The organism is Stenotrophomonas nitritireducens (assembly GCF_050984405.1).
GTDB classification, from domain to species: Bacteria; Pseudomonadota; Gammaproteobacteria; order Xanthomonadales; family Xanthomonadaceae; genus Stenotrophomonas; species Stenotrophomonas nitritireducens_B.
In genome coordinates this window covers 2,181,797-2,198,657 of record NZ_CP158790.1, presented here as the reverse complement: position 1 = coordinate 2,198,657, position 16,861 = coordinate 2,181,797, and the positions used below count along the sequence as shown (strand labels likewise).

Here is a 16,861-nt window from a genome sequence, read left to right as displayed (position 1 = left end):
TCGCGGCTGCACCCTCGTGGGCGCCCTCGCCGGAGATCGCGGCGATCGCCTGCACGCCGTCGGTCAGCGCCTCCCTGCTTGGTACCGGCAAGAAGACCGCCCGTGACAGAGGTTGCCCCGCCGGGTGCTCCATCGGCAAGGCCCGTGCGGGGCAAGCCCCGCACCTACGCGTGACGCTGCGCCCAGCCCGCGCCCCGCACTACGGCGAAGGCCGCCTCGCGGCGGCCTTCGTCATTACTTCAGCTTGATCTCGCGCAGGCGTTCCTCGAGGAAGCCGTGGGCGGTGATCGGCTCCGGATACCGGCTCGGGTTTTCCGGCGTGATGCACGACGGCAGCACGTCTATCAGGAAGTCCGGGTTCGGATGCAGGAAGAACGGCACCGAGTAGCGCGGCTGGCGGGCCAGTTCGCCCGGAGGGTTGACCACGCGGTGGATGGTCGACGGATACACGTGGTTGGTCAGGCGCTGCAGCATGTCGCCGATGTTGACCACGATGGTGTCCGCGTCGGAGGTGAACGGCACCCACTCGCCCTCGTGCGACTGCACTTCCAGCCCGGCGGCGCTGGCACCGACCAGCAGGGTGATGAAGTTGATGTCGCCGTGGGCGCCGGCGCGCACGTTCGGGATGTCGTCGGTGGTGATCGGCGGGTAGTGGATCGGGCGCAGGATCGAGTTGCCGTTGTTGGTCTTGTCGGCGAAGAACGCCTCCGGCAGGCCGATGTGCAGGGCCAGCGCCGACAGCACGCGCGAACCCAGGTTGTCCAGCGCCTGGTACAGGCCGTAGCCGCGCTCGCGGAAACCCGGCACTTCGCTGGGCCACAGGTTCGGCGGCATCACCTCGCGGTACTTCGAGTCGTCCGGGATCTCCCGGCCGATGTGCCAGAACTCCTTCAGGTCGAAGTGTTTGGAGCCCTTGGCGGTCTCCACGCCAAACGGGGTGTAGCCGCGGGCGCCGCCGCCGCCGGCGACGTGGTACTTGCGCTTGACCTCCTCGGGCAGGGCGAAGAAGGCCTTGAAGGCATCGTAGGCCGCGTCGATGTCGGCCTGCGGGATGCCGTGGTTGCGGATGCCCGCGAACCCCCACTGGCGATAGGCCGCGCCCAGCTCGGCCACGAAGGCCTCGCGGTCGCTGTCGAAGCGGGTGATGTCGAGGGTTGGGATCTTGCTCACAGCGGTTCCTGGCTTGTCATGAGGTAGCGGGCCGGCAGGTCTGTCGCCCGGCTGAACATTGTGACAGATCGCCCCCTTCGCGGCGCCCGACACATTGATACAAAACGATACAATCCAGCTACCCCGGGACTGGCGCAGGACCGGCGAGCCCTCCCCGCCCTACCCGACCACGCATCGCATATGCCTCCCGCATCGCCGGCGGACCGCCCGCTGAAGATCCTGCACACCGAAGCCGCCCGCGGCATGGGCGGCCAGGAGATCTACCTGCTGCGCCACCTGCTGGCCATGCGCGCCCGCGGCCACGACGTCTCGCTGCTGTGCCAGCCGGGCGCGCGCCTGGCCGAGGCGGCGCGCGGCCATGGCTTCGTCGTGCACACGCTGGAGATGGGCGGGCTGCCGCGGCTGCTGCGCGGCATTCCCGCGGTACGCCACCTGGTCCGCACCCACCGCTACGACGTGGTCAACGTCACCAGCCGCCGCGACGCCCTGATCGCCGCGGCCGGCGCGCGCCTGGCCGGCGCGCCGCTGGTGGTGCGCTCGCGCCACCTGATGAGTCCGGTCAGCTCGTTGCTGACCTATACATGGCTGCCGCACCGGGTGCTCACCGTCAGCCGGTTCGTCAAGCGCCTGCTGCAGGAACGCGGCATCGCCGCGGAAAAGATCGGCGTGGTGCCGCCGATGGCGCGGGCGCCCGGCGAGGAGCCGGCCGACGATTCCTGGCAGGAACGGCAGCGGCTGCGCGCCGGGGTCCGCGAGGCGTTCGGCTTCGGCGAGGACGACGTGGTGGTCGGCTGCGTGGCGGTGCTGCGCGAACCCAAGGGCCACCTCGACCTGCTCGAGGCGATCGCGCCGCTGTGCCGCGACAATCCGAAACTGCACCTGCTCATCATCGGCGACGGCGAACCGGTCATGTCGCGGCTGAAGGCGTCGAGCGCGCGGCACGGCATCGAACGACAGGTGCACCTGCCCGGCTACCGCGACGACGCCGCGCGCCTGATGGCCGGCCTGGACGTATTCGCCCTGCCCAGCCACAAGGAAGCGGCCGGAACCGTGTTCCTGGAGGCGGCGCGGGCCGGCGTGCCGATCGTCGCCACGCGCGTCGGCGGCATCCCGGAAATGGTGGTCGAACACGGCAATGCTATCCTCGTCGCCCCCCGCGACCCGGCCGCGCTGACCGCCGCGTTGCGCACGCTGGCGTCCTCCGCCGGGCTCCGCCAGGCGATGGGGCGCGCCGGCTGGGACTGGATCCGCAGCGAGCACCGCTTCACCGCGGCCGGGCACTGCGAAGCCACCGAACATCATTACCACCAGTGGCTCGAGGAATTGGGACATGGCCCACGCCAAGTCGGTACCGGTGCTGATGCACCACCACGTCAGCCCGTCGCCGGGCATGATCACGGTCTCCCCGGAGAACTTTGAAAGCCAGATCGCCTGGCTGGCGGCCGATGGCTGGACCGCGCTGACGATGCAGCAGTACGCCGGCTTCCTGGCCGGCGCGCCGGTGCCGCGCCGGTCCGTCCTCATCACCTTCGACGACGGCTACCTGGACAACTGGGTGCACGCGCACCCGATCCTGCAGAAGTACGGCATGCGCGCGGTGGTGTTCCTGGTCACCGGCTGGATGGGACAGGGCGACGTGCGCCCGCACGCCGGCCAGCAGGGCGCGGCCGTGCCGGCCACGCCGGACCATCGCGGCTGCGAGGAGGCGATCTTCCGCCAGGGCCGCGCCGACGAAGTGATGATGCGCTGGAGCGAAGCGCGCGCGGCCATCGCCGCCGGCACCCTCGAGTTCCACTGCCACACCCATTCGCATACCCGCTGGCTGCGCCAGGACATCGGCCGCGAGCAGAAGTGCGCGGGCATCCGCGACGATCTGGTCCGGGCGCGCGAGGAACTGCACAGGGAACTGGGCGAAGCCTCCGACACGCTGTGCTGGCCCTACGGCGATTTCGACGAGGACTACGTGCGGATCGCGCGCGAACTCGGTTTCCGCTACCTGCACACCACCCATCCGTTCGGCCGCAACCTCGTCGGCGGCGATCCGGAACACATCTACCGCTTCGCCATCCGCAACCGCCCGGCAAAGTGGCTGCGCAAACGCATCGCCAGCAGCTACCACCCGTTGATCGCGCCGTTCTTCAACCGCTTCAAGGCGCGCCGCCGGGGCATGGTGGCCGGGCCCTGACCCGCCGAGGGCCATCGGACCGGCCCACGCCGCCAGGCATCGCCCGCCGATGGCCCGAAGGGTTGCGCCGGCGATTACGGCAACGAAAAGCAGAACGCCCCGGAGTCCGGGGCGTTCCGTCATGCCGCCGCGGCGACCTTGACCGCCTCGGCCAGACGGTCGAGCGTGACCTGCATCAACGCGGCGTCGTCGGCCTCTACCGTCACCCGCACCACCGGCTCGGTGCCGGAAGGGCGCAGGAAGGCACGACCACGCCCCACGATGGCCAGCTGCGCGCCGGCCAGCGCCGTAGCCACCGCGGGGGACTGGACAATCTCTTTGGCGGACATGCCCTGCCCGACCCGGACGTTGACGGTCTGCTGCGGCACACGGCTCAGGCCGGCCAGCGCCTCCTGCAAGGTGATGCCGCGCCGCTTGAGCACTTCCAGCACCTGCAGCGCGCTGATGATGCCGTCGCCGGTCGTGGCCCGGTCCAGGCACAACAGGTGGCCCGACGCTTCGCCGCCGAGCACGCCGTCGTGTTCCAGCAGCGCCTTGTGCACATAGCGGTCGCCGACGTTGGCGCGGCGGAAGTCGATGCCCGCCTGCAACAGCGCCTGTTCGAAACCGTAGTTGGTCATCAGCGTGCCCACCACCGGCCCGTGCAGGCGGCCGCTGGCCTTCCAGTCCATCGCCAGCAGGTACAGCAGGTCGTCGCCGTCGTGCACGGCACCTTCGCTGTCGACGAACAGCAGGCGGTCGCCGTCGCCGTCGAAGGCGATGCCCAGGTGCGCGCCGCTGGCGCGCACCCTGGCCGACAGCGCTTCGGGATGCATCGAGCCGACGCCGTCGTTGATGTTCACGCCGTTGGGCTCGATGCCGATCGCATCCACGCTGGCGCCCAGTTCGCGCAGCACCAGCGGCGCCACCTGGTAGGTCGCGCCGTTGGCGCAGTCCACCGCGATGCGCAGCCCCTCCAGGTCGAAGTCGCGCGGCACCGAATTCTTGCAGGCCTCGACGTAGCGGCCGATCGCATCGCGGGTGCGCACCGCCTTGCCCAGGCACTCGGAGGCCACGGTCGAGAACGGCTGGTCGAGCGCTTCCTCGATCGACAGTTCGGTCGCGTCGTCGAGCTTCTCGCCCTGCGCGGAAAAGAACTTGATGCCGTTGTCGTGGTGCGGGTTGTGCGAGGCGGAGATCACGATGCCGCCATCGGCGCGCAGCGAGCGGGTCAGGTGCGCGACCGCCGGGGTCGGCATCGGCCCCATCAGCTGCACGTGTACGCCGGCGGCGACCAGCCCGGCCTCCAGCGCGGCCTCGAACATGTAGTTGGAGATGCGGGTGTCCTTGCCGATCACCACCAGCGGCTTGCGGCCGCCGCGCGCCTGGGTCGCGCGCACCAGGGCCTGGCCGTAGGCATTGCCCAGGCGCAGCACGAAATCGGCCGAGATCGCGCCCTCGCCGACCCGGCCGCGGATGCCGTCGGTGCCGAAATACCTGCGCGCAGGCATCAGGCGGCGGCCACGTCGTCGGCCGGGCGCTCCTGGCGCATCAGCATGGCCAGCAGGTCGGCCAGGCGTTCGCGCATTTCACGGCGGTCGCAGATCTGGTCGATGGCGCCGTGCTCCAGCAGGAACTCCGAACGCTGGAAGCCTTCGGGCAGCTTCTCGCGCACGGTCTGCTCGATCACGCGCGGGCCGGCGAAGCCGATCAGCGCCTGCGGCTCGGCGATGTTGATGTCGCCCAGCATGGCGAACGAGGCCGACACGCCACCGGTGGTCGGATGGGTCAGCACCGAGATGTACGGCAGGCCGGCCGCGCGCAGCTTGCCCAGCGCGGCCGAGGTCTTGGCCATCTGCATCAGCGAGAACAGGCCTTCCTGCATGCGCGCGCCGCCGCTGGCGGAGAAGCACACGAAGGGCGCGCCGATCTCCAGCGCGGTCTCGGCCGCCAGCGAGAAGCGCTCGCCGACCACCGAGCCCATCGAGCCGCCCATGAAGGCGAAGTCGAACGAGGCGGCGACCAGCGGACGCTCCTTCAGGGTGCCGCGCATGGCCACCAGCGCGTCGTACTCGCCGGTGTTCTTCTGCGAGGCCTTGATGCGCTCGGCGTACTTCTTCTGGTCCTTGAACTTGAGCAGGTCGGTCGGCCCGAGGCGGGCGGCGATCTCGGTGGTGCTGTCGGCGTCGAAGAGGGCGGCCAGGCGCGCGCGCGCGCGGATGGCCATGTGGTGGCCGCACTTGGGGCAGACCTCCAGGTTCTCCTCCAGCTCCGGCCGGTACAGGGCGGCACCGCAACTGCTGCACTTTTCCCACAGCCCCTCGGGGACGCTGCGTTTCTTGTTGGGCGTGTTGTCGGTGCGGATGCCCGAGGGCATCAATTTGCTGAGCCAGCTCATGCGGGATGACGGTTCCGTTCAGGGCGGCCCGGAGGCCGCGACAGGGCCGACAGTCTAGCGCGCGCCGGCAAACCGACGGTAGCGTACAGCCCGCAGGCCCGCGCGCTCCCTGGAAACACGATGACGATCCACTTCCGCCACATCGACAGTCCGCTCGGGCCACTCACGGTGTCCACCCGCGACGAGGGGCTGCTCGCGCTCGAGTTCCCGCGGGACGCCTGGTTCCTGCCGCGGGACGGCTGGCGCGAGGGCGACCATCCGCTGCTGCGGCGGGCGCAGGCGCAGCTGGACGAATATTTCGCCGGCGCCCGGCGCGCCTTCGAGCTGCCGCTGGCCCCGCAGGGCACGCCGTTCCAGCGCCTGGTCTGGTTCGCGCTGGCGGACATTCCCTATGGGCAGACCACCAGCTACGCGCGGCTGGCCGCGCGCCTGGGCCGCCCGACCGCGACCCGCGCGGTGGGCGCGGCCAACGGCCGCAACCCGCTGGGCATCATCCTGCCCTGCCACCGCGTGATCGGCGCCAACGGCGCGCTGACCGGCTTCAGCGGCGGACTGGCGGCCAAGCAGTTCCTGCTGCGGCTCGAAGGCGCCCTGCCCGGCGCGGCACCGGGCGACCTGTTCGGCAACGACGCCGGCGCTACTCGCGGCCGGGGTTGAGCGGGCCCGGTGCCACGGCCAGCCGGCCGCCGGCGTCCATGGCCGACGAGCGCAGCCAACGCCGCCGCATGGCCCGGTCGCAGGGGTCGGAATAGAAACGCGCCAGCAGCGCCCCGAGCGCCCAGCACAACGCCAGCAACGGCAGGTACCACCAGAATCCTGCGCGGACATCGCTGCCGCCGTGCCGGTACAGCGCCACCAGCGCGAACACGACGAACATGTGGGTCAGGTAGATCTCGTAGCTGAGCCGGCCGAAGCTGCGCAGCCAGCCCAGCCCGCGCATCGGCCGGCCGCCGGTGTCGGCCTGCAGCCCGGCGGTCAGCATCGCCGCCGAGCCGGTCAACACCAGCATGTAGCCGTTGCCGAACGAGGCCCACAGCTCGCGCCCATAGAGCGGCACGGCCAGCAGGCCCAGCCCGCCGGCCAGGCGCAGCAGCCGCGCGGTCCGCGGCGGCGCCTGCCAGCGCTGGACCAGCAGCGCGGTCAGCACGCCGGTGGCGATGGCCGCCATGCCTGGCAGGTAGGCCTTTTCCTGCCAGATCTCGTTGCCCGCCAGGGCCGCGCGGGTCAGCGGCAGCGACAGCGCGGACAGCGCCAGCAGCACCACCAGCAGCGCGCGTGCGCGCACCAGCAGGCACAGCAGCGGGAATCCCAGGTAGAACACTTCCTCGATCGACAGCGACCACAGCACGTCCCAGCCGCCGGGCAGCCAGCCGGTGCGGCCCTCGTACCAGTTCAGGTGCAGGCCCAGCGCCGCGAACAGCGCCCCGCCCAGCGACTGCCCTTCCCCATCGATTACATGGAACGGCACGCCGGCCAGGTGCAGCACGGCCAGCACCGCCAGCAGCAGCAACAGGCAGGGCAGGATGCGCGCGGCGCGGCGCACGTAGAAGGCGCGCAGGTCGATGGCCGACAGCGCGCCCCAGCGCCGCAGCGAATGCGAGGTGATCAGGAAACCGGACACGACGAAGAAGACGAAGACCGCCTCATAGCCGTTGTAGCTGAGCGCATTGAGCAGGCGCCGCGGCAGCACGTCGCCCAGCGCGGTGTCGCGCAGGGGGATGCGCAGGGCCAGGTGGTGCAGCACCACCATCAGGATGGAGGCGCCGCGCAGCGCATCGATGCCGGGGTTGCGGCCCCCAGCCTGCGGCAATGGAACGTTCAAGCGTCATCCCGCGAAACGGAGCCGGCCCGCATTATCCCTGCGCGCCGGCTTCGTCGCTCAGGCATCGAGCGCCTGCCGCAACGGCGCCAGGAACGCCCCCGCCGCGCGCACCGCTTCGGCCGCCGAACCGGCTTCGGCCATCGCCGCGACCAGCGCGCTGCCGACCACCACGCCGTCGGCATCGGCCGCCATCGCCGCCGCGCTGGCCGCGTCCTTGATGCCGAATCCCGCCACCACCGGCACCTTCGAGCGGCTGCGCAGCAGGCGCAGGCGCTGTCCGGCGGCGGCGCTGTCCAGGCGTTCGGAGGCGCCGGTGACGCCAGCGAAACTGACGTAGTACAGATAGCCCTGCGCGGCATCGCACAGGCCGTCGAGCCGCGCCTGGCTGCTGGTCGGCGAGGCCAGCAGGATCAGCGCCAGGCCGGCGGCGGTGAACGCGGCGCGGAGGTCGTCCGCTTCCTCCGGCGGCAGGTCGACCAACAGCACGCCGTCGACGCCGGCGGCGACCGCCTCGGCCGCGAACTGCGTGGCACCGCGGATTTCCACCGGGTTGAGGTAGCCCATCAGCACCACCGGGGTGAGCGCGTCCTGCTCGCGGAACCGGGCCACGGTGTCGAGCACGTAGCGGCGGCCGGCGCCGCGCGCCAGCGCGCGCTCGGAGCTGCGCTGGATGGTGGGGCCATCGGCCATCGGGTCGGAGAACGGCACGCCGAGCTCGATCACGTCGGCGCCGGCGGCGACCAGTTCGTGCATCACCGGCACGGTGGCGTCCAGCGCCGGGTCGCCGGCGGTGATGAACGGGATCAGCGCCTTGCGGCCGGAGGCGCGCAGGCGGGCGAAGCATTCGTCGATACGGGTCACGGTCATCTCAAGCGCATCCTTCGATCAGTTCCACCGCATCCGGCTGGCCCCAGTAGATCGAGGTCACCACGCCGTTGAGGGTTTCCAGGCGCAGGGCCAGGTGGGTCCGCATGTTGGTCCAGGTCAGGTAATCGCCGTCGGGCGACACATAGGCGTGCGGGCTGACCACCACGCCGGCCGGCAGGCGCTTCTTCGCCTCGGCCGCGTCCATGCCCACCCACAGGCCGAACGGTACCGCCGGCGCGCCGGCCGGCCGCGCATCGACGCTCACGCCGGGCTCGCCTTCGCCATCCACGTCGAAGCGCGCGATGCGGTCGGCGATCACCATCATCGACATGCCTTCCGGCAGGGTGCCGCGGTCGTAGTACTCGCAGTCGCCCTCCATCGCCTCGCGCATGCCCGCCGACCGGAAGGCGGCATCGCCCGGCGCCTTGCCGAACGGCGCACCGATGCGCAGTTCGCCGACGGCGGCCAGCTGCGCCGCGGCATCCGCTGCCGGTGGCGCCGTGTCGTGTGCCGGAGCGGAGACGGCGGGCGGCGCAGGCGTAGTGACCGGTGCCGGCGTCGCTTCAGGCTCGACGGGCTTGCACGCCGCCAGCGCCAATGCGATGCCGGCCAGCGCGCCCGTGCGCATCATCGCCGCGCTCACAGCGACAGCCCTTCGCGCGCGGCGATGGTATGCACGTCCTTGTCGCCACGCCCGGACAGGTTGCACAGCACCAGCGCGTCCTTCGGCAGTTCGCGCGCCAGCTTGATCGCCTGCGCCACCGCGTGGCTGGATTCCAGCGCCGGCAGGATGCCTTCGGTGCGGGTCAGGCGGTGGAACGCGGCCAGCGCCTCGTCGTCGGTGATGCCCACGTACCGCGCGCGGCCGCTGTCGGCCAGAAAGGCATGCTCCGGGCCGACGCCGGGGTAGTCCAGGCCGGCGGAAATGGAATGGGTTTCGGTGATCTGGCCGTCGTCGTCGCACAGCACGTAGGTGCGGTTGCCGTGCAGTACGCCGGGGCGGCCGGCCGAGATCGAGGCGGCGTGGCGGCCGGTGGCGATGCCGTCGCCGGCGGCCTCGGCGCCGTAGATCTTCACCTCGCGGTCGTTGAGGAAGGCATGGAACAGGCCGATCGCATTGGAACCGCCGCCGACGCAGGCGGTGATCGCATCGGGCAGGCGGCCGTAGTCCTCCAGCATCTGCGCGCGCGCCTCGCGCCCGACGATGGCGTTGAAGTCGCGCACCATGCGCGGATAGGGATCGGGGCCGGCGACGGTGCCGATGATGTAGAAGGTGTCGCGCACGTTGGTCACCCAGTCGCGCATGGCCTCGTTCAGCGCGTCCTTGAGCGTGGCCGAGCCGCTGCTCACCGGCACCACCGTGGCGCCCAGCAGCTTCATGCGGTAGACGTTGATCTTCTGCCGCTCGATGTCGGTGGCGCCCATGTACACCACGCATTCCAGCCCGAGCCGCGCGGCCACGGTGGCGCTGGCCACGCCGTGCTGGCCGGCGCCGGTCTCGGCGATGATGCGGGTCTTGCCCATGCGCGCGGCCAGCAGCGCCTGGCCGATGGTGTTGTTCACCTTGTGCGCGCCGGTGTGGTTGAGGTCCTCGCGCTTGAGCAGGATCTGCGCGCCGCCCACGTCGCGGCTCAGGCGTTCGGCGTGGTAGATCGGGCTGGGCCGGCCGACGTAGTGCTTCAGGTCCTTGTCGTAGGCGGCGATGAAGGCCGGATCGACCCGCGCCTGGTCGTAGGCGGCCGCCAGTTCCTGCAACGGCCCGACCAGGGTCTCGGCGACGAAACTGCCGCCGAAGCGGCCGAAATGCCCGCGGGCATCGGGAAAGGCATGGAAATCGGGGATCGGTGCGGCGGTCATGGCATCACGGTCGGCAGGACAGGCCAGCACCGTAGCGCACATGCGCGGCGATGAAAATCGATATATGGGCTGCCATGTGTTAGAAAAACTCACATGAAAAAACGACAGGGCAGATGTTTTTCGCGGCAGAGCCGCCAGCAGGGTGGCGCACAGCCGGTTATTGCTCCTGCAAAACCGGCATTCCCGCCATCCATGGCGGTCAGGTGTGCGCCATGAAAAAACGGCAGGACAGCCGTTTTTCACGGCGAAGCCGCCCGCAGGGTGGCGCACAGGGACGTGCGCCATGAAAGACGATCACGCCCTGCCCTCGCTCAACGCGCTGCGCGCCTTCGAGGCCGCTGCCCGCCTGCGCAGCGTCAGCCTCGCGGCCGGGGAACTGCACGTGACCCACGGCGCGGTCAGCCGCCAGCTGCGCACGCTGGAGGAGGAGCTGGGCGTGGCGCTGTTCGAACGCGACGGCCGCGGCATCCGCCCGACCGCCGCCGGCCGGCGCCTGCAGGAAGCCGCCTCCGGGGCGTTCTCGCAGCTGCGCGACTGCGTGGCCGCGCTGCGCCGCGGGCAACGCAACGACGCCTTCGTACTCGGCTGCCCGGGCAGCGTGCTGGCGCGCTGGATGATCCCGCGCCTGCAGCAGCTGCAGCGCGATCTTCCCGGCCTGACCCTGCACCTGGCCGCGCAGGACGGCGATTTCGCGCCGCGGCTGGCCGGGCTGGACGCGGCACTGCTGCTCGGCCAGGCGCCGTGGCCGGCGGGCTGGACGGTGCATGGCTTGGGCAGCGAGCGCATCGGCCCGGTGTTCAGCCCGTCCATGCACGGCGCGCACCGGCTCGCCCACCAGCCGCCCGACGCCCTGCTCGGCCATGCCCTGCTGCATACGCGCTCGCGGCCGCAGGCCTGGCCGACCTGGGCGGCGCTCAACGACCTGGACACGACCGCGCTGCGCGAGGGCACCGGTTTCGAGCACCTGTACTACCTGCTCGAAGCCGCGGTCGCCGGCCTCGGCGTCGCCATCGCACCCGAGCCGCTGGTGGCCGACGATCTGGTCAATGGCCGCCTGATCGCGCCGTGGGGCTTCGTCGACACCGAAGGGCAATGGGCGCTGTGCACCGCCGGCGACGACCGGCATCCACAGGTCGAGGCGCTGGCGGACTGGCTGCGGCGGCAACTGGCTGCATAACCCCGTAGGAGCGGCTTCAGCCGCGATGGGCTTTCCCGGCAAGGCCCCATCGCGGCTGAAGCCGCTCCTACCGGGCTAGACAGATGCGTCGTTCATGTCAGCGTGGCGCATTTTCTCGACGAAGCACCTTGGGGCTTCGTCGACACCGAAGGGCAATGGGCGCTGTCACCGCCGGGGACGACCGGCATCCGCAGGTCGAGGTGCTGGCGGACTGGCTGCGGCGGCAGCTGGCGGCATAAACCCGTAGGAGCGGCTTCAGCCGCGATGTGGCTTTCCCGGCAAGGCCCCATCGCGGCTGAAGCCGCTCCTACCGGATTACGCGGATGCGTCGTGCATGTCGGCGCGGCGCACTTCCTCGACGAAGCGGCGCATGCGGTCGCCGTCCTTGATGCCCGGCGCCGATTCGATGCCGCTGGATACGTCCACGCCCCACGGCTGCACGCTGGTGATCGCGTCGAACACGTTGTCCGGGCGGATGCCGCCGGCCAGCAGGAACGGCCGGTGCAGGCCGGAAGGCACCTGCGACCAGTCGAAGGCCACGCCGCTGCCGCCGCTGCCGCCGGGCGCATGGCTGTCCAGCAGGAAGCCGGCGGCATGCGGATGCGCCTGCTGCAGGCCGCGCGCGGTGACCGGCTCGGCTCCGCCCATCGCCACCGCCTTCAGGTACGGCATGTTGAAGGCGCGGCAGAAGGTGTCGTCCTCCTCACCATGGAACTGCAGCAGGCTCGGCCGCACCGTGCGCATCACTTCGCGCACTTCCTCGCGGCTGTTGTCGCGGAACAGCGCGACCACGTCGACCATCGGCGTGATCGCCTGGCACATCGCGCGGGCTTCGGCCGGCGCCACCCGGCGCGCGCTGCCGCGGGCGAACACGAAGCCGATCGCGTCCACGCCCAGCTCGCTGGCCAGGCGGATGTCGCCGGCGCGGGTCATGCCGCAGAACTTGATGCGGGTGCGGAACAGCATGCGGGTCATAGCGTCACCTCGGCCGGCAGTTGCCACTGGTCAGGATACAGCGGGCCGACGAACACCAGCCCCTGCGGCGGCGCGGTCGGCCCGGCCTGGGTGCGGTCGCGCAGCGCCAGCACCTGCCCGATCCACGACTCCGGTTTCTCGCCGGCGCCGACCAGCAGCAGCGAGCCGACGATGTTGCGCACCATGTGGTGCAGGAAGGCGTTGGCCTGCACCTGTACCTCGACCACTTCGCCCTGCCGCGCCACCGAAATCGACTGCAGTTCGCGCCGCGCATGCAGCGCCTGGCACTGCACGCTGCGGAACGAGCTGAAGTCGTTTTCGCCCAGCAGCGCCTGCGCGGCGCGGTGCATCGCATCGGCATCCAGCGGGCGGCGTTCCCAGCTCAGCGTCTGCCGGTACAGCGCCGGGCGCACCTGGCGGTTGAGCAGGCGGTAGCGGTAGCGCCGCGCGCGCGCGGAGAAGCGCGCATGGAAATCGTCGGCCACCGGCACGCACCAGCGCACGCATACCGAGGGCGGCAGCCGCGTGGTCGTGCCCAGCACCCAGCCGCGCGGCTCGCGCGCGACGTCGCTGTCGAAATGCACCACCTGGCATTCGCCATGCACGCCGGCATCGGTGCGGCCGGCGCAGACCACGCTCACCGGCGCGTCGGCCACCGAGGACAAGGCATCCTGCAGCGTGGCCTGCACGCTGGCGCAGCCGCTTTCGCCCAGCTGCTGCCAACCCTTGAAGTCGCTGCCGTCGTATTCCACGCCCAGCGCGTAGCGCATCGTCAAACCTCTCGTTTCGCCGGCGCCTGCCGGAGCTGGCGCCCGCGGCGGGCGCCCGTTCAATCCGCGTCGCGTTCGGACCACACGGCCAGTTCGTTGCCGCCGGGTTCGACGAACTGGAACCGGCGTCCGCCCGGGAAGGTGAATTCAGGCCGGCTCAGCGTGCCGCCCTGCGCCAGCACCGCCGCCTGCAGCGGCGACAACCGCGCCGAATACAGCACCACCAGCGGCGCGCCGGACGCGCTCGTCGCCGGCTCGCCACGGAAGAAACCGCCCTGCAGGCCGCCGTCGTCGAACGCGGTGTAATCCGGGCCGTAATCCTCGAAACGCCAGCCGAACACCTGCTCGAAGAAACGCCGGCTCGCGGCGGGATCGCGCGAGGCGAACTCCACGTAGTCGATGCGCCGTTCGTGCTTTACCGCCGGTTCCTGCGCGCTCATCCCAGCCGCCCCAGCAGTTCGGCCGCTTCGGCGCGCGCCTGCGGATCGCTGCCCGCCGCCACTTCGTTGAGCAGCGTGCGCGCGGTTTCCGCATCGCCCAGGTCCAGGTAGGCGATCGCCAGTTCCAGCCGCTCACGGCCGGCGGGCGCCGGATTGAGCGGCGCCAGGCGGGCCATGTCGCCGGCGAGCCAGCCGCTCTCCTCCTGCACCGTCGGTTCCAACGGGGCGATGTCGTCGGCCGGCGTACGCGAAGCCTCGAACAGCAGCACCGGCTCCTGCCGGCCCGGACGCGGCGGCGCGGTATCGGCGGACGGCCGCGACCAGAACGGCACAGGCTCGACCTCCCCTCCGGACCCGGCCGACGCCGGCTCCTGCGGTGCCGGCGCGACATCGGCGGCGATCTCCTCTTCCACCGCCGGCATCGCCGCGGCAAGCGCGGACAGTTCGCCGTCGGCGGCGCCGTGACCGGCACGCGGCGAAGGCGGCAGCGGCGAAGGCCGGCGACGGCGCGACAGCCACCAGCCCGCCGCGCCCACCAGCAACAGCGCCACCGCCAGCCAGGCCCACGGCGCGGAGCCCGCCGGTTCCCGCCTGGCCGCGTCGGCCAGGCGCTGCTGCGCCGCGGCCAGGTTGTTGTCCTTCATCGCGATCAGCGACTGCTGCTGCGCCTGCAGCTTCTCCAGTTCGGCCACGCGCTCGCGCAGTTCCTGCAGTTCCGCATCGCGCGTGGCGAGGTCTTCCCTGGCCTGCCGCAGTTGTTCGTTCGCCGCCATGTCGCCCTCGCCACCGGCTTCGAGCCCGGTCGTCATTCCTGCCGTCTGTTGCGCGCCGGCCACCGCCGGCGCGATTTCCAGCCGCGCGTCGTTCGCCGCCGGTGCCGCGGCCTCCGTCCTGGCGGCGGCGCCCGCCGTGCCGGCCACCGCCGGCTGCGGGATCGGCGCGCGCGCCTGGCGCCATTGCGCGACATGTTCGCGCACCAGCGCACGCGCCGCAGCCTCGTCGGTGCGCTGCAGTTCGTCGCTGCCGGGGACACGCAGCACCGCGCCCTGCCGGAGCAGGTTCACGTTGTCGCGGATGAACGCCTCGGGATTGGCGCGCAGCAGCGCCACCATCGCCTGGTCCAGGGACACTCCGTTGTCGCGCGCCAGATCGCCGGCGATCCGCGACAGGGTCTGGCCGCGCTGCACGGGCGCCAGCGTGGCGTCGGCCGTGGCCGCAGCGGGTGCGGGTTGTGCGGGCGCGGACGGACGGACCGCCGGCGCCGCGACGGGCGCAGGTGCGGCCACCGCGGCCGACGCATCCGTCGGTTCGGGCGCGGCGGCGGGCGCCGGCTCGGGTTCGCGCACGATCAGGTTGGACGGCGACGCCGCCGGCGCCTCGATCACCGGCTCGGCCACCGCGGTGGCGGTCTCCGGCGCGGCGACCAGCGCCGAATACTCGCGCACCAGCCGGCCCTGGCCCCAGTCGACCTCGATCAGGAAGCTCAGCGCGGGCACCTGCACCGGTGCCGCGCTGGTCACCCGCACCACGGCGCGCCCCTGCGCGTCCTGGGCGAACTGGAACTGCAGCTCGCTGACCAGTCCTTCCGGGCGCGACAGCCCCACCCGCTCGAAGGTCGCCGCCGAGGCCAGCCCCACCGTGGCGCTTTCCAGCTCGCCCGGGTCGCTGGAGATCACCGGTATCTCGGCCACCAGCGGCTGCCCGGGCCTGGACAGCACGCGGATGTTGCCCAGGCCGAGGGCGAGCGCGGCGCTGCTGTACAGCCCCAGCGCGAGGACCAGCACGCCTTGTATCGAGCGCATCGCGCTCCTGCCCCGTGGTTTCATGCCGGCAAATATACCGGCAGAGCCGGATTCCGAATACCGCGGGGGAGAGACGCGCCAGCGCGACACGCCAGCGCTGCGCGCTGGCGCCCCGCGGTCTGCTCCGCAAACCGTGGGCCCCGTCTTTCGCTTGCCACGGACACGCCAGCGCTGCGCGCTGCCGCCCCACGGTCTGCTCTGCAAACCGTGGGCCCCGTCTTTCGCTTGCCCCCCCCGCCTTCGGCGCGCCCCCTGACTCAGGGGGCTCTCCTCCAGATGCGATCCAGGAGTTCGGGTATGGGCGGCTGCCGGCCTACGGTACGGCGAACCCGGGCATCGTGCGGCCCAGTCTCTCAGCCGCCGTTGGCGACCAGCTCGGCGACCTGCACGGCGTTGAGCGCGGCGCCCTTGCGGATGTTGTCGGCCACCACCCACATGTTCAGCCCGCGCGGATGCGAGAAGTCCTCGCGGATGCGGCCGACATAGACCGGGTCGGTGCCCGAAGCATGGGTGACCGGAGTCGGGTAGCCGCCGGCCTTGCGCTCATCCACGACCTTCACGCCGGGCGCGGCGGCCAGCAGCTCGCGCGCCTGCTCCACGCTGATCTTCTTCCTGGTCTCGATGTTCACCGCCTCGGAGTGGCCGTAGAACACCGGCACGCGCACGGCCGTCGGGTTCACCTGGATGCTGTCGTCGCCGAGGATCTTGCGGGTTTCCCACACCAGCTTCATTTCCTCCTTGGTGAAGCCGTTGTCCAGGAACTCGTCGATGTGCGGGATCAGGTTGAAGGCGATCTGCATCGGGAACTTCTTCGGCTCGATCTCCTGGAAGCCCAGCAGCTGCGCGGTCTGCTTGCCCAGCTCCTCCATGCCGCTCTGGCCGGCGCCGGACACGGACTGGTAGGTAGCCACGTTGATGCGCTCGATGCCGTATTCGCGGTGGATCGGCGCCAGCACCGGCATCAGCTGCATGGTCGAGCAGTTCGGGTTGGCGATGATGCCGCGCGGGCGGTTCTTCGCCGCTTCCGGATTGACCTCGGACACCACCAGCGGCACGTCGTCGTCGTAGCGGAACGAGGACGAGTTGTCGATGACGACCGCGCCGGCGGCGGCGAACTTCGGCGCGTATTCCTTCGAGATGCCGCCACCGGCCGAGAACAGCGCGATCTCGACGCCGGCGGGATCGAACGTGGCCAGATCCTGGATGGTGACCTTCTCGCCGTTGAACTCGACCTGCTGGCCGGCCGAGCGCTCGGAGGCGAGCAGGCTCAGCGTGCCGACCGGGAAATCGCGTTCGGCGAGGATGGCCAGCATGGTCTGGCCGACCGCGCCGGTGGCGCCGACGACGGCTACGTGGAAACGACGGGCTTCATTGCTCATGGGGTGTACTCGAAAGAGAGAGATGGGGGGACACACGTCG

The 16,861-nt window shown here is 71.2% G+C and carries 16 protein-coding genes; 4 read left to right on the top strand and 12 right to left on the bottom strand.

Translation table 11 applies throughout. The annotated features are described in order from the left end of the window. Positions 1 to 234 precede the first annotated feature (234 nt). Positions 235 to 1,170 (bottom strand): isopenicillin N synthase family dioxygenase, encoded by a 936-nt coding sequence (locus tag ABTV91_RS09560; RefSeq protein ID WP_433851222.1) that lies wholly within the window; start codon positions 1,168 to 1,170, stop codon positions 235 to 237. 180 nt (positions 1,171 to 1,350) lie between these two features. Here ABTV91_RS09560 and ABTV91_RS09555 point away from each other — a divergent pair, with 180 nt between their 5' ends. Together ABTV91_RS09555 and ABTV91_RS09550 are read left to right on the top strand one after the other, a co-directional pair. Further along, positions 1,351 to 2,589, top strand: a complete 1,239-nt coding sequence (locus tag ABTV91_RS09555; RefSeq protein ID WP_433851221.1) for a glycosyltransferase family 4 protein — start codon at positions 1,351 to 1,353, stop codon at positions 2,587 to 2,589. Next, a complete protein-coding gene (locus tag ABTV91_RS09550) occupies positions 2,501 to 3,355 on the top strand; it encodes a polysaccharide deacetylase family protein (RefSeq protein WP_433851220.1) in 855 nt (284 codons plus the stop codon). Before ABTV91_RS09555 ends, ABTV91_RS09550 begins: the two co-directional genes overlap by 89 nt. Positions 3,356 to 3,474: 119 nt before the next feature. On the opposite strand, the gene glmM is transcribed toward ABTV91_RS09550, so the two are convergent. Together glmM and accD are read right to left on the bottom strand one after the other, a co-directional pair. Further along, positions 3,475 to 4,845: a phosphoglucosamine mutase gene (glmM, locus tag ABTV91_RS09545; protein ID WP_433851219.1), complete on the bottom strand. Its 1,371-nt coding sequence runs from the start codon at positions 4,843 to 4,845 to the stop codon at positions 3,475 to 3,477. Continuing rightward, positions 4,845 to 5,732 carry an acetyl-CoA carboxylase, carboxyltransferase subunit beta gene (gene accD / locus ABTV91_RS09540; RefSeq protein WP_433851218.1) on the bottom strand — a complete coding sequence of 296 codons (888 nt, stop codon included), beginning with the start codon at positions 5,730 to 5,732 and terminating at the stop codon, positions 4,845 to 4,847. The genes glmM and accD overlap by 1 nt, the downstream gene beginning before the upstream one ends. Positions 5,733 to 5,852: 120 nt before the next feature. On the opposite strand from accD, the gene ABTV91_RS09535 reads away from it, so the two are divergent. Beyond that, positions 5,853 to 6,389 (top strand): methylated-DNA--[protein]-cysteine S-methyltransferase, encoded by a 537-nt coding sequence (locus ABTV91_RS09535; protein ID WP_433851217.1) that lies wholly within the window; start codon positions 5,853 to 5,855, stop codon positions 6,387 to 6,389. Here ABTV91_RS09535 and ABTV91_RS09530 read toward each other — a convergent pair. The 4 genes from ABTV91_RS09530 to trpB are packed head-to-tail and all read right to left on the bottom strand — an operon-like array spanning position 6,370 to position 10,278. After that, positions 6,370 to 7,554 carry an acyltransferase family protein gene (locus ABTV91_RS09530; RefSeq protein ID WP_433851216.1) on the bottom strand — a complete coding sequence of 395 codons (1,185 nt, stop codon included), beginning with the start codon at positions 7,552 to 7,554 and terminating at the stop codon, positions 6,370 to 6,372. The two genes, ABTV91_RS09535 and ABTV91_RS09530, sit on opposite strands and share 20 nt — an antisense overlap. A gap of 57 nt (positions 7,555 to 7,611) precedes the next feature. Then, a complete protein-coding gene (trpA, locus tag ABTV91_RS09525; RefSeq protein WP_433854165.1) occupies positions 7,612 to 8,415 on the bottom strand; it encodes a tryptophan synthase subunit alpha in 804 nt (267 codons plus the stop codon). A gap of 7 nt (positions 8,416 to 8,422) precedes the next feature. Continuing rightward, the gene (locus ABTV91_RS09520; protein ID WP_433851215.1) at positions 8,423 to 9,052 is read right to left on the bottom strand and encodes a hypothetical protein; all 630 of its coding nucleotides are present in this window, start codon (positions 9,050 to 9,052) and stop codon (positions 8,423 to 8,425) included. 8 nt (positions 9,053 to 9,060) lie between these two features. Beyond that, on the bottom strand, positions 9,061 to 10,278 hold the full coding sequence (gene trpB, locus ABTV91_RS09515; RefSeq protein WP_433851214.1) for a tryptophan synthase subunit beta: 1,218 nt from the start codon (positions 10,276 to 10,278) through the stop codon (positions 9,061 to 9,063). 283 nt (positions 10,279 to 10,561) lie between these two features. Between trpB and ABTV91_RS09510 the strand changes: the two genes are divergently transcribed. Continuing rightward, the gene (locus ABTV91_RS09510; protein ID WP_433851213.1) at positions 10,562 to 11,455 is read left to right on the top strand and encodes a LysR family transcriptional regulator; all 894 of its coding nucleotides are present in this window, start codon (positions 10,562 to 10,564) and stop codon (positions 11,453 to 11,455) included. 315 nt (positions 11,456 to 11,770) lie between these two features. Here ABTV91_RS09510 and ABTV91_RS09505 read toward each other — a convergent pair whose 3' ends face one another. The 5 genes from ABTV91_RS09505 to ABTV91_RS09485 form a co-directional block, all read right to left on the bottom strand. Next, entirely contained in the window at positions 11,771 to 12,430 is a 660-nt protein-coding gene (locus tag ABTV91_RS09505) for a phosphoribosylanthranilate isomerase (protein ID WP_433851212.1), read from the bottom strand. Beyond that, positions 12,427 to 13,200: a tRNA pseudouridine(38-40) synthase TruA gene (truA, locus tag ABTV91_RS09500; protein ID WP_433851211.1), complete on the bottom strand. Its 774-nt coding sequence runs from the start codon at positions 13,198 to 13,200 to the stop codon at positions 12,427 to 12,429. Before truA ends, ABTV91_RS09505 begins: the two co-directional genes overlap by 4 nt. 59 nt (positions 13,201 to 13,259) lie before the next feature. After that, positions 13,260 to 13,640, bottom strand: coding sequence for a VOC family protein (locus ABTV91_RS09495; protein WP_433851210.1), 381 nt, complete (start codon positions 13,638 to 13,640; stop codon positions 13,260 to 13,262). Then, positions 13,637 to 15,442 (bottom strand): type IV pilus assembly protein FimV, encoded by a 1,806-nt coding sequence (locus ABTV91_RS09490; protein ID WP_433851209.1) that lies wholly within the window; start codon positions 15,440 to 15,442, stop codon positions 13,637 to 13,639. Before ABTV91_RS09490 ends, ABTV91_RS09495 begins: the two co-directional genes overlap by 4 nt. 353 nt (positions 15,443 to 15,795) lie before the next feature. Continuing rightward, positions 15,796 to 16,821 carry an aspartate-semialdehyde dehydrogenase gene (locus tag ABTV91_RS09485; protein WP_433851208.1) on the bottom strand — a complete coding sequence of 342 codons (1,026 nt, stop codon included), beginning with the start codon at positions 16,819 to 16,821 and terminating at the stop codon, positions 15,796 to 15,798. Positions 16,822 to 16,861 lie beyond the last annotated feature (40 nt).

Excerpts from the sequence above, each read along its gene's own strand:
- glmM (WP_433851219.1), bottom strand. The coding sequence starts at position 4,845 with ATGCCTGCGCGCAGGTATTTCGGCACCGACGGCATCCGCGGCCGGGTC.
- truA (WP_433851211.1), bottom strand. The coding sequence starts at position 13,200 with ATGCGCTACGCGCTGGGCGTGGAATACGACGGCAGCGACTTCAAGGGT.
- ABTV91_RS09535 (WP_433851217.1), top strand. The coding sequence starts at position 5,853 with ATGACGATCCACTTCCGCCACATCGACAGTCCGCTCGGGCCACTCACG.
- ABTV91_RS09510 (WP_433851213.1), top strand. The coding sequence starts at position 10,562 with ATGAAAGACGATCACGCCCTGCCCTCGCTCAACGCGCTGCGCGCCTTC.
- ABTV91_RS09550 (WP_433851220.1), top strand. The coding sequence starts at position 2,501 with ATGGCCCACGCCAAGTCGGTACCGGTGCTGATGCACCACCACGTCAGC.
- ABTV91_RS09505 (WP_433851212.1), bottom strand. The coding sequence starts at position 12,430 with ATGACCCGCATGCTGTTCCGCACCCGCATCAAGTTCTGCGGCATGACC.
- trpB (WP_433851214.1), bottom strand. The coding sequence starts at position 10,278 with ATGACCGCCGCACCGATCCCCGATTTCCATGCCTTTCCCGATGCCCGC.
- ABTV91_RS09495 (WP_433851210.1), bottom strand. The coding sequence starts at position 13,640 with ATGAGCGCGCAGGAACCGGCGGTAAAGCACGAACGGCGCATCGACTAC.
- ABTV91_RS09520 (WP_433851215.1), bottom strand. The coding sequence starts at position 9,052 with ATGATGCGCACGGGCGCGCTGGCCGGCATCGCATTGGCGCTGGCGGCG.
- ABTV91_RS09490 (WP_433851209.1), bottom strand. The coding sequence starts at position 15,442 with ATGCGCTCGATACAAGGCGTGCTGGTCCTCGCGCTGGGGCTGTACAGC.
- accD (WP_433851218.1), bottom strand. The coding sequence starts at position 5,732 with ATGAGCTGGCTCAGCAAATTGATGCCCTCGGGCATCCGCACCGACAAC.
- ABTV91_RS09555 (WP_433851221.1), top strand. The coding sequence starts at position 1,351 with ATGCCTCCCGCATCGCCGGCGGACCGCCCGCTGAAGATCCTGCACACC.
- ABTV91_RS09485 (WP_433851208.1), bottom strand. The coding sequence starts at position 16,821 with ATGAGCAATGAAGCCCGTCGTTTCCACGTAGCCGTCGTCGGCGCCACC.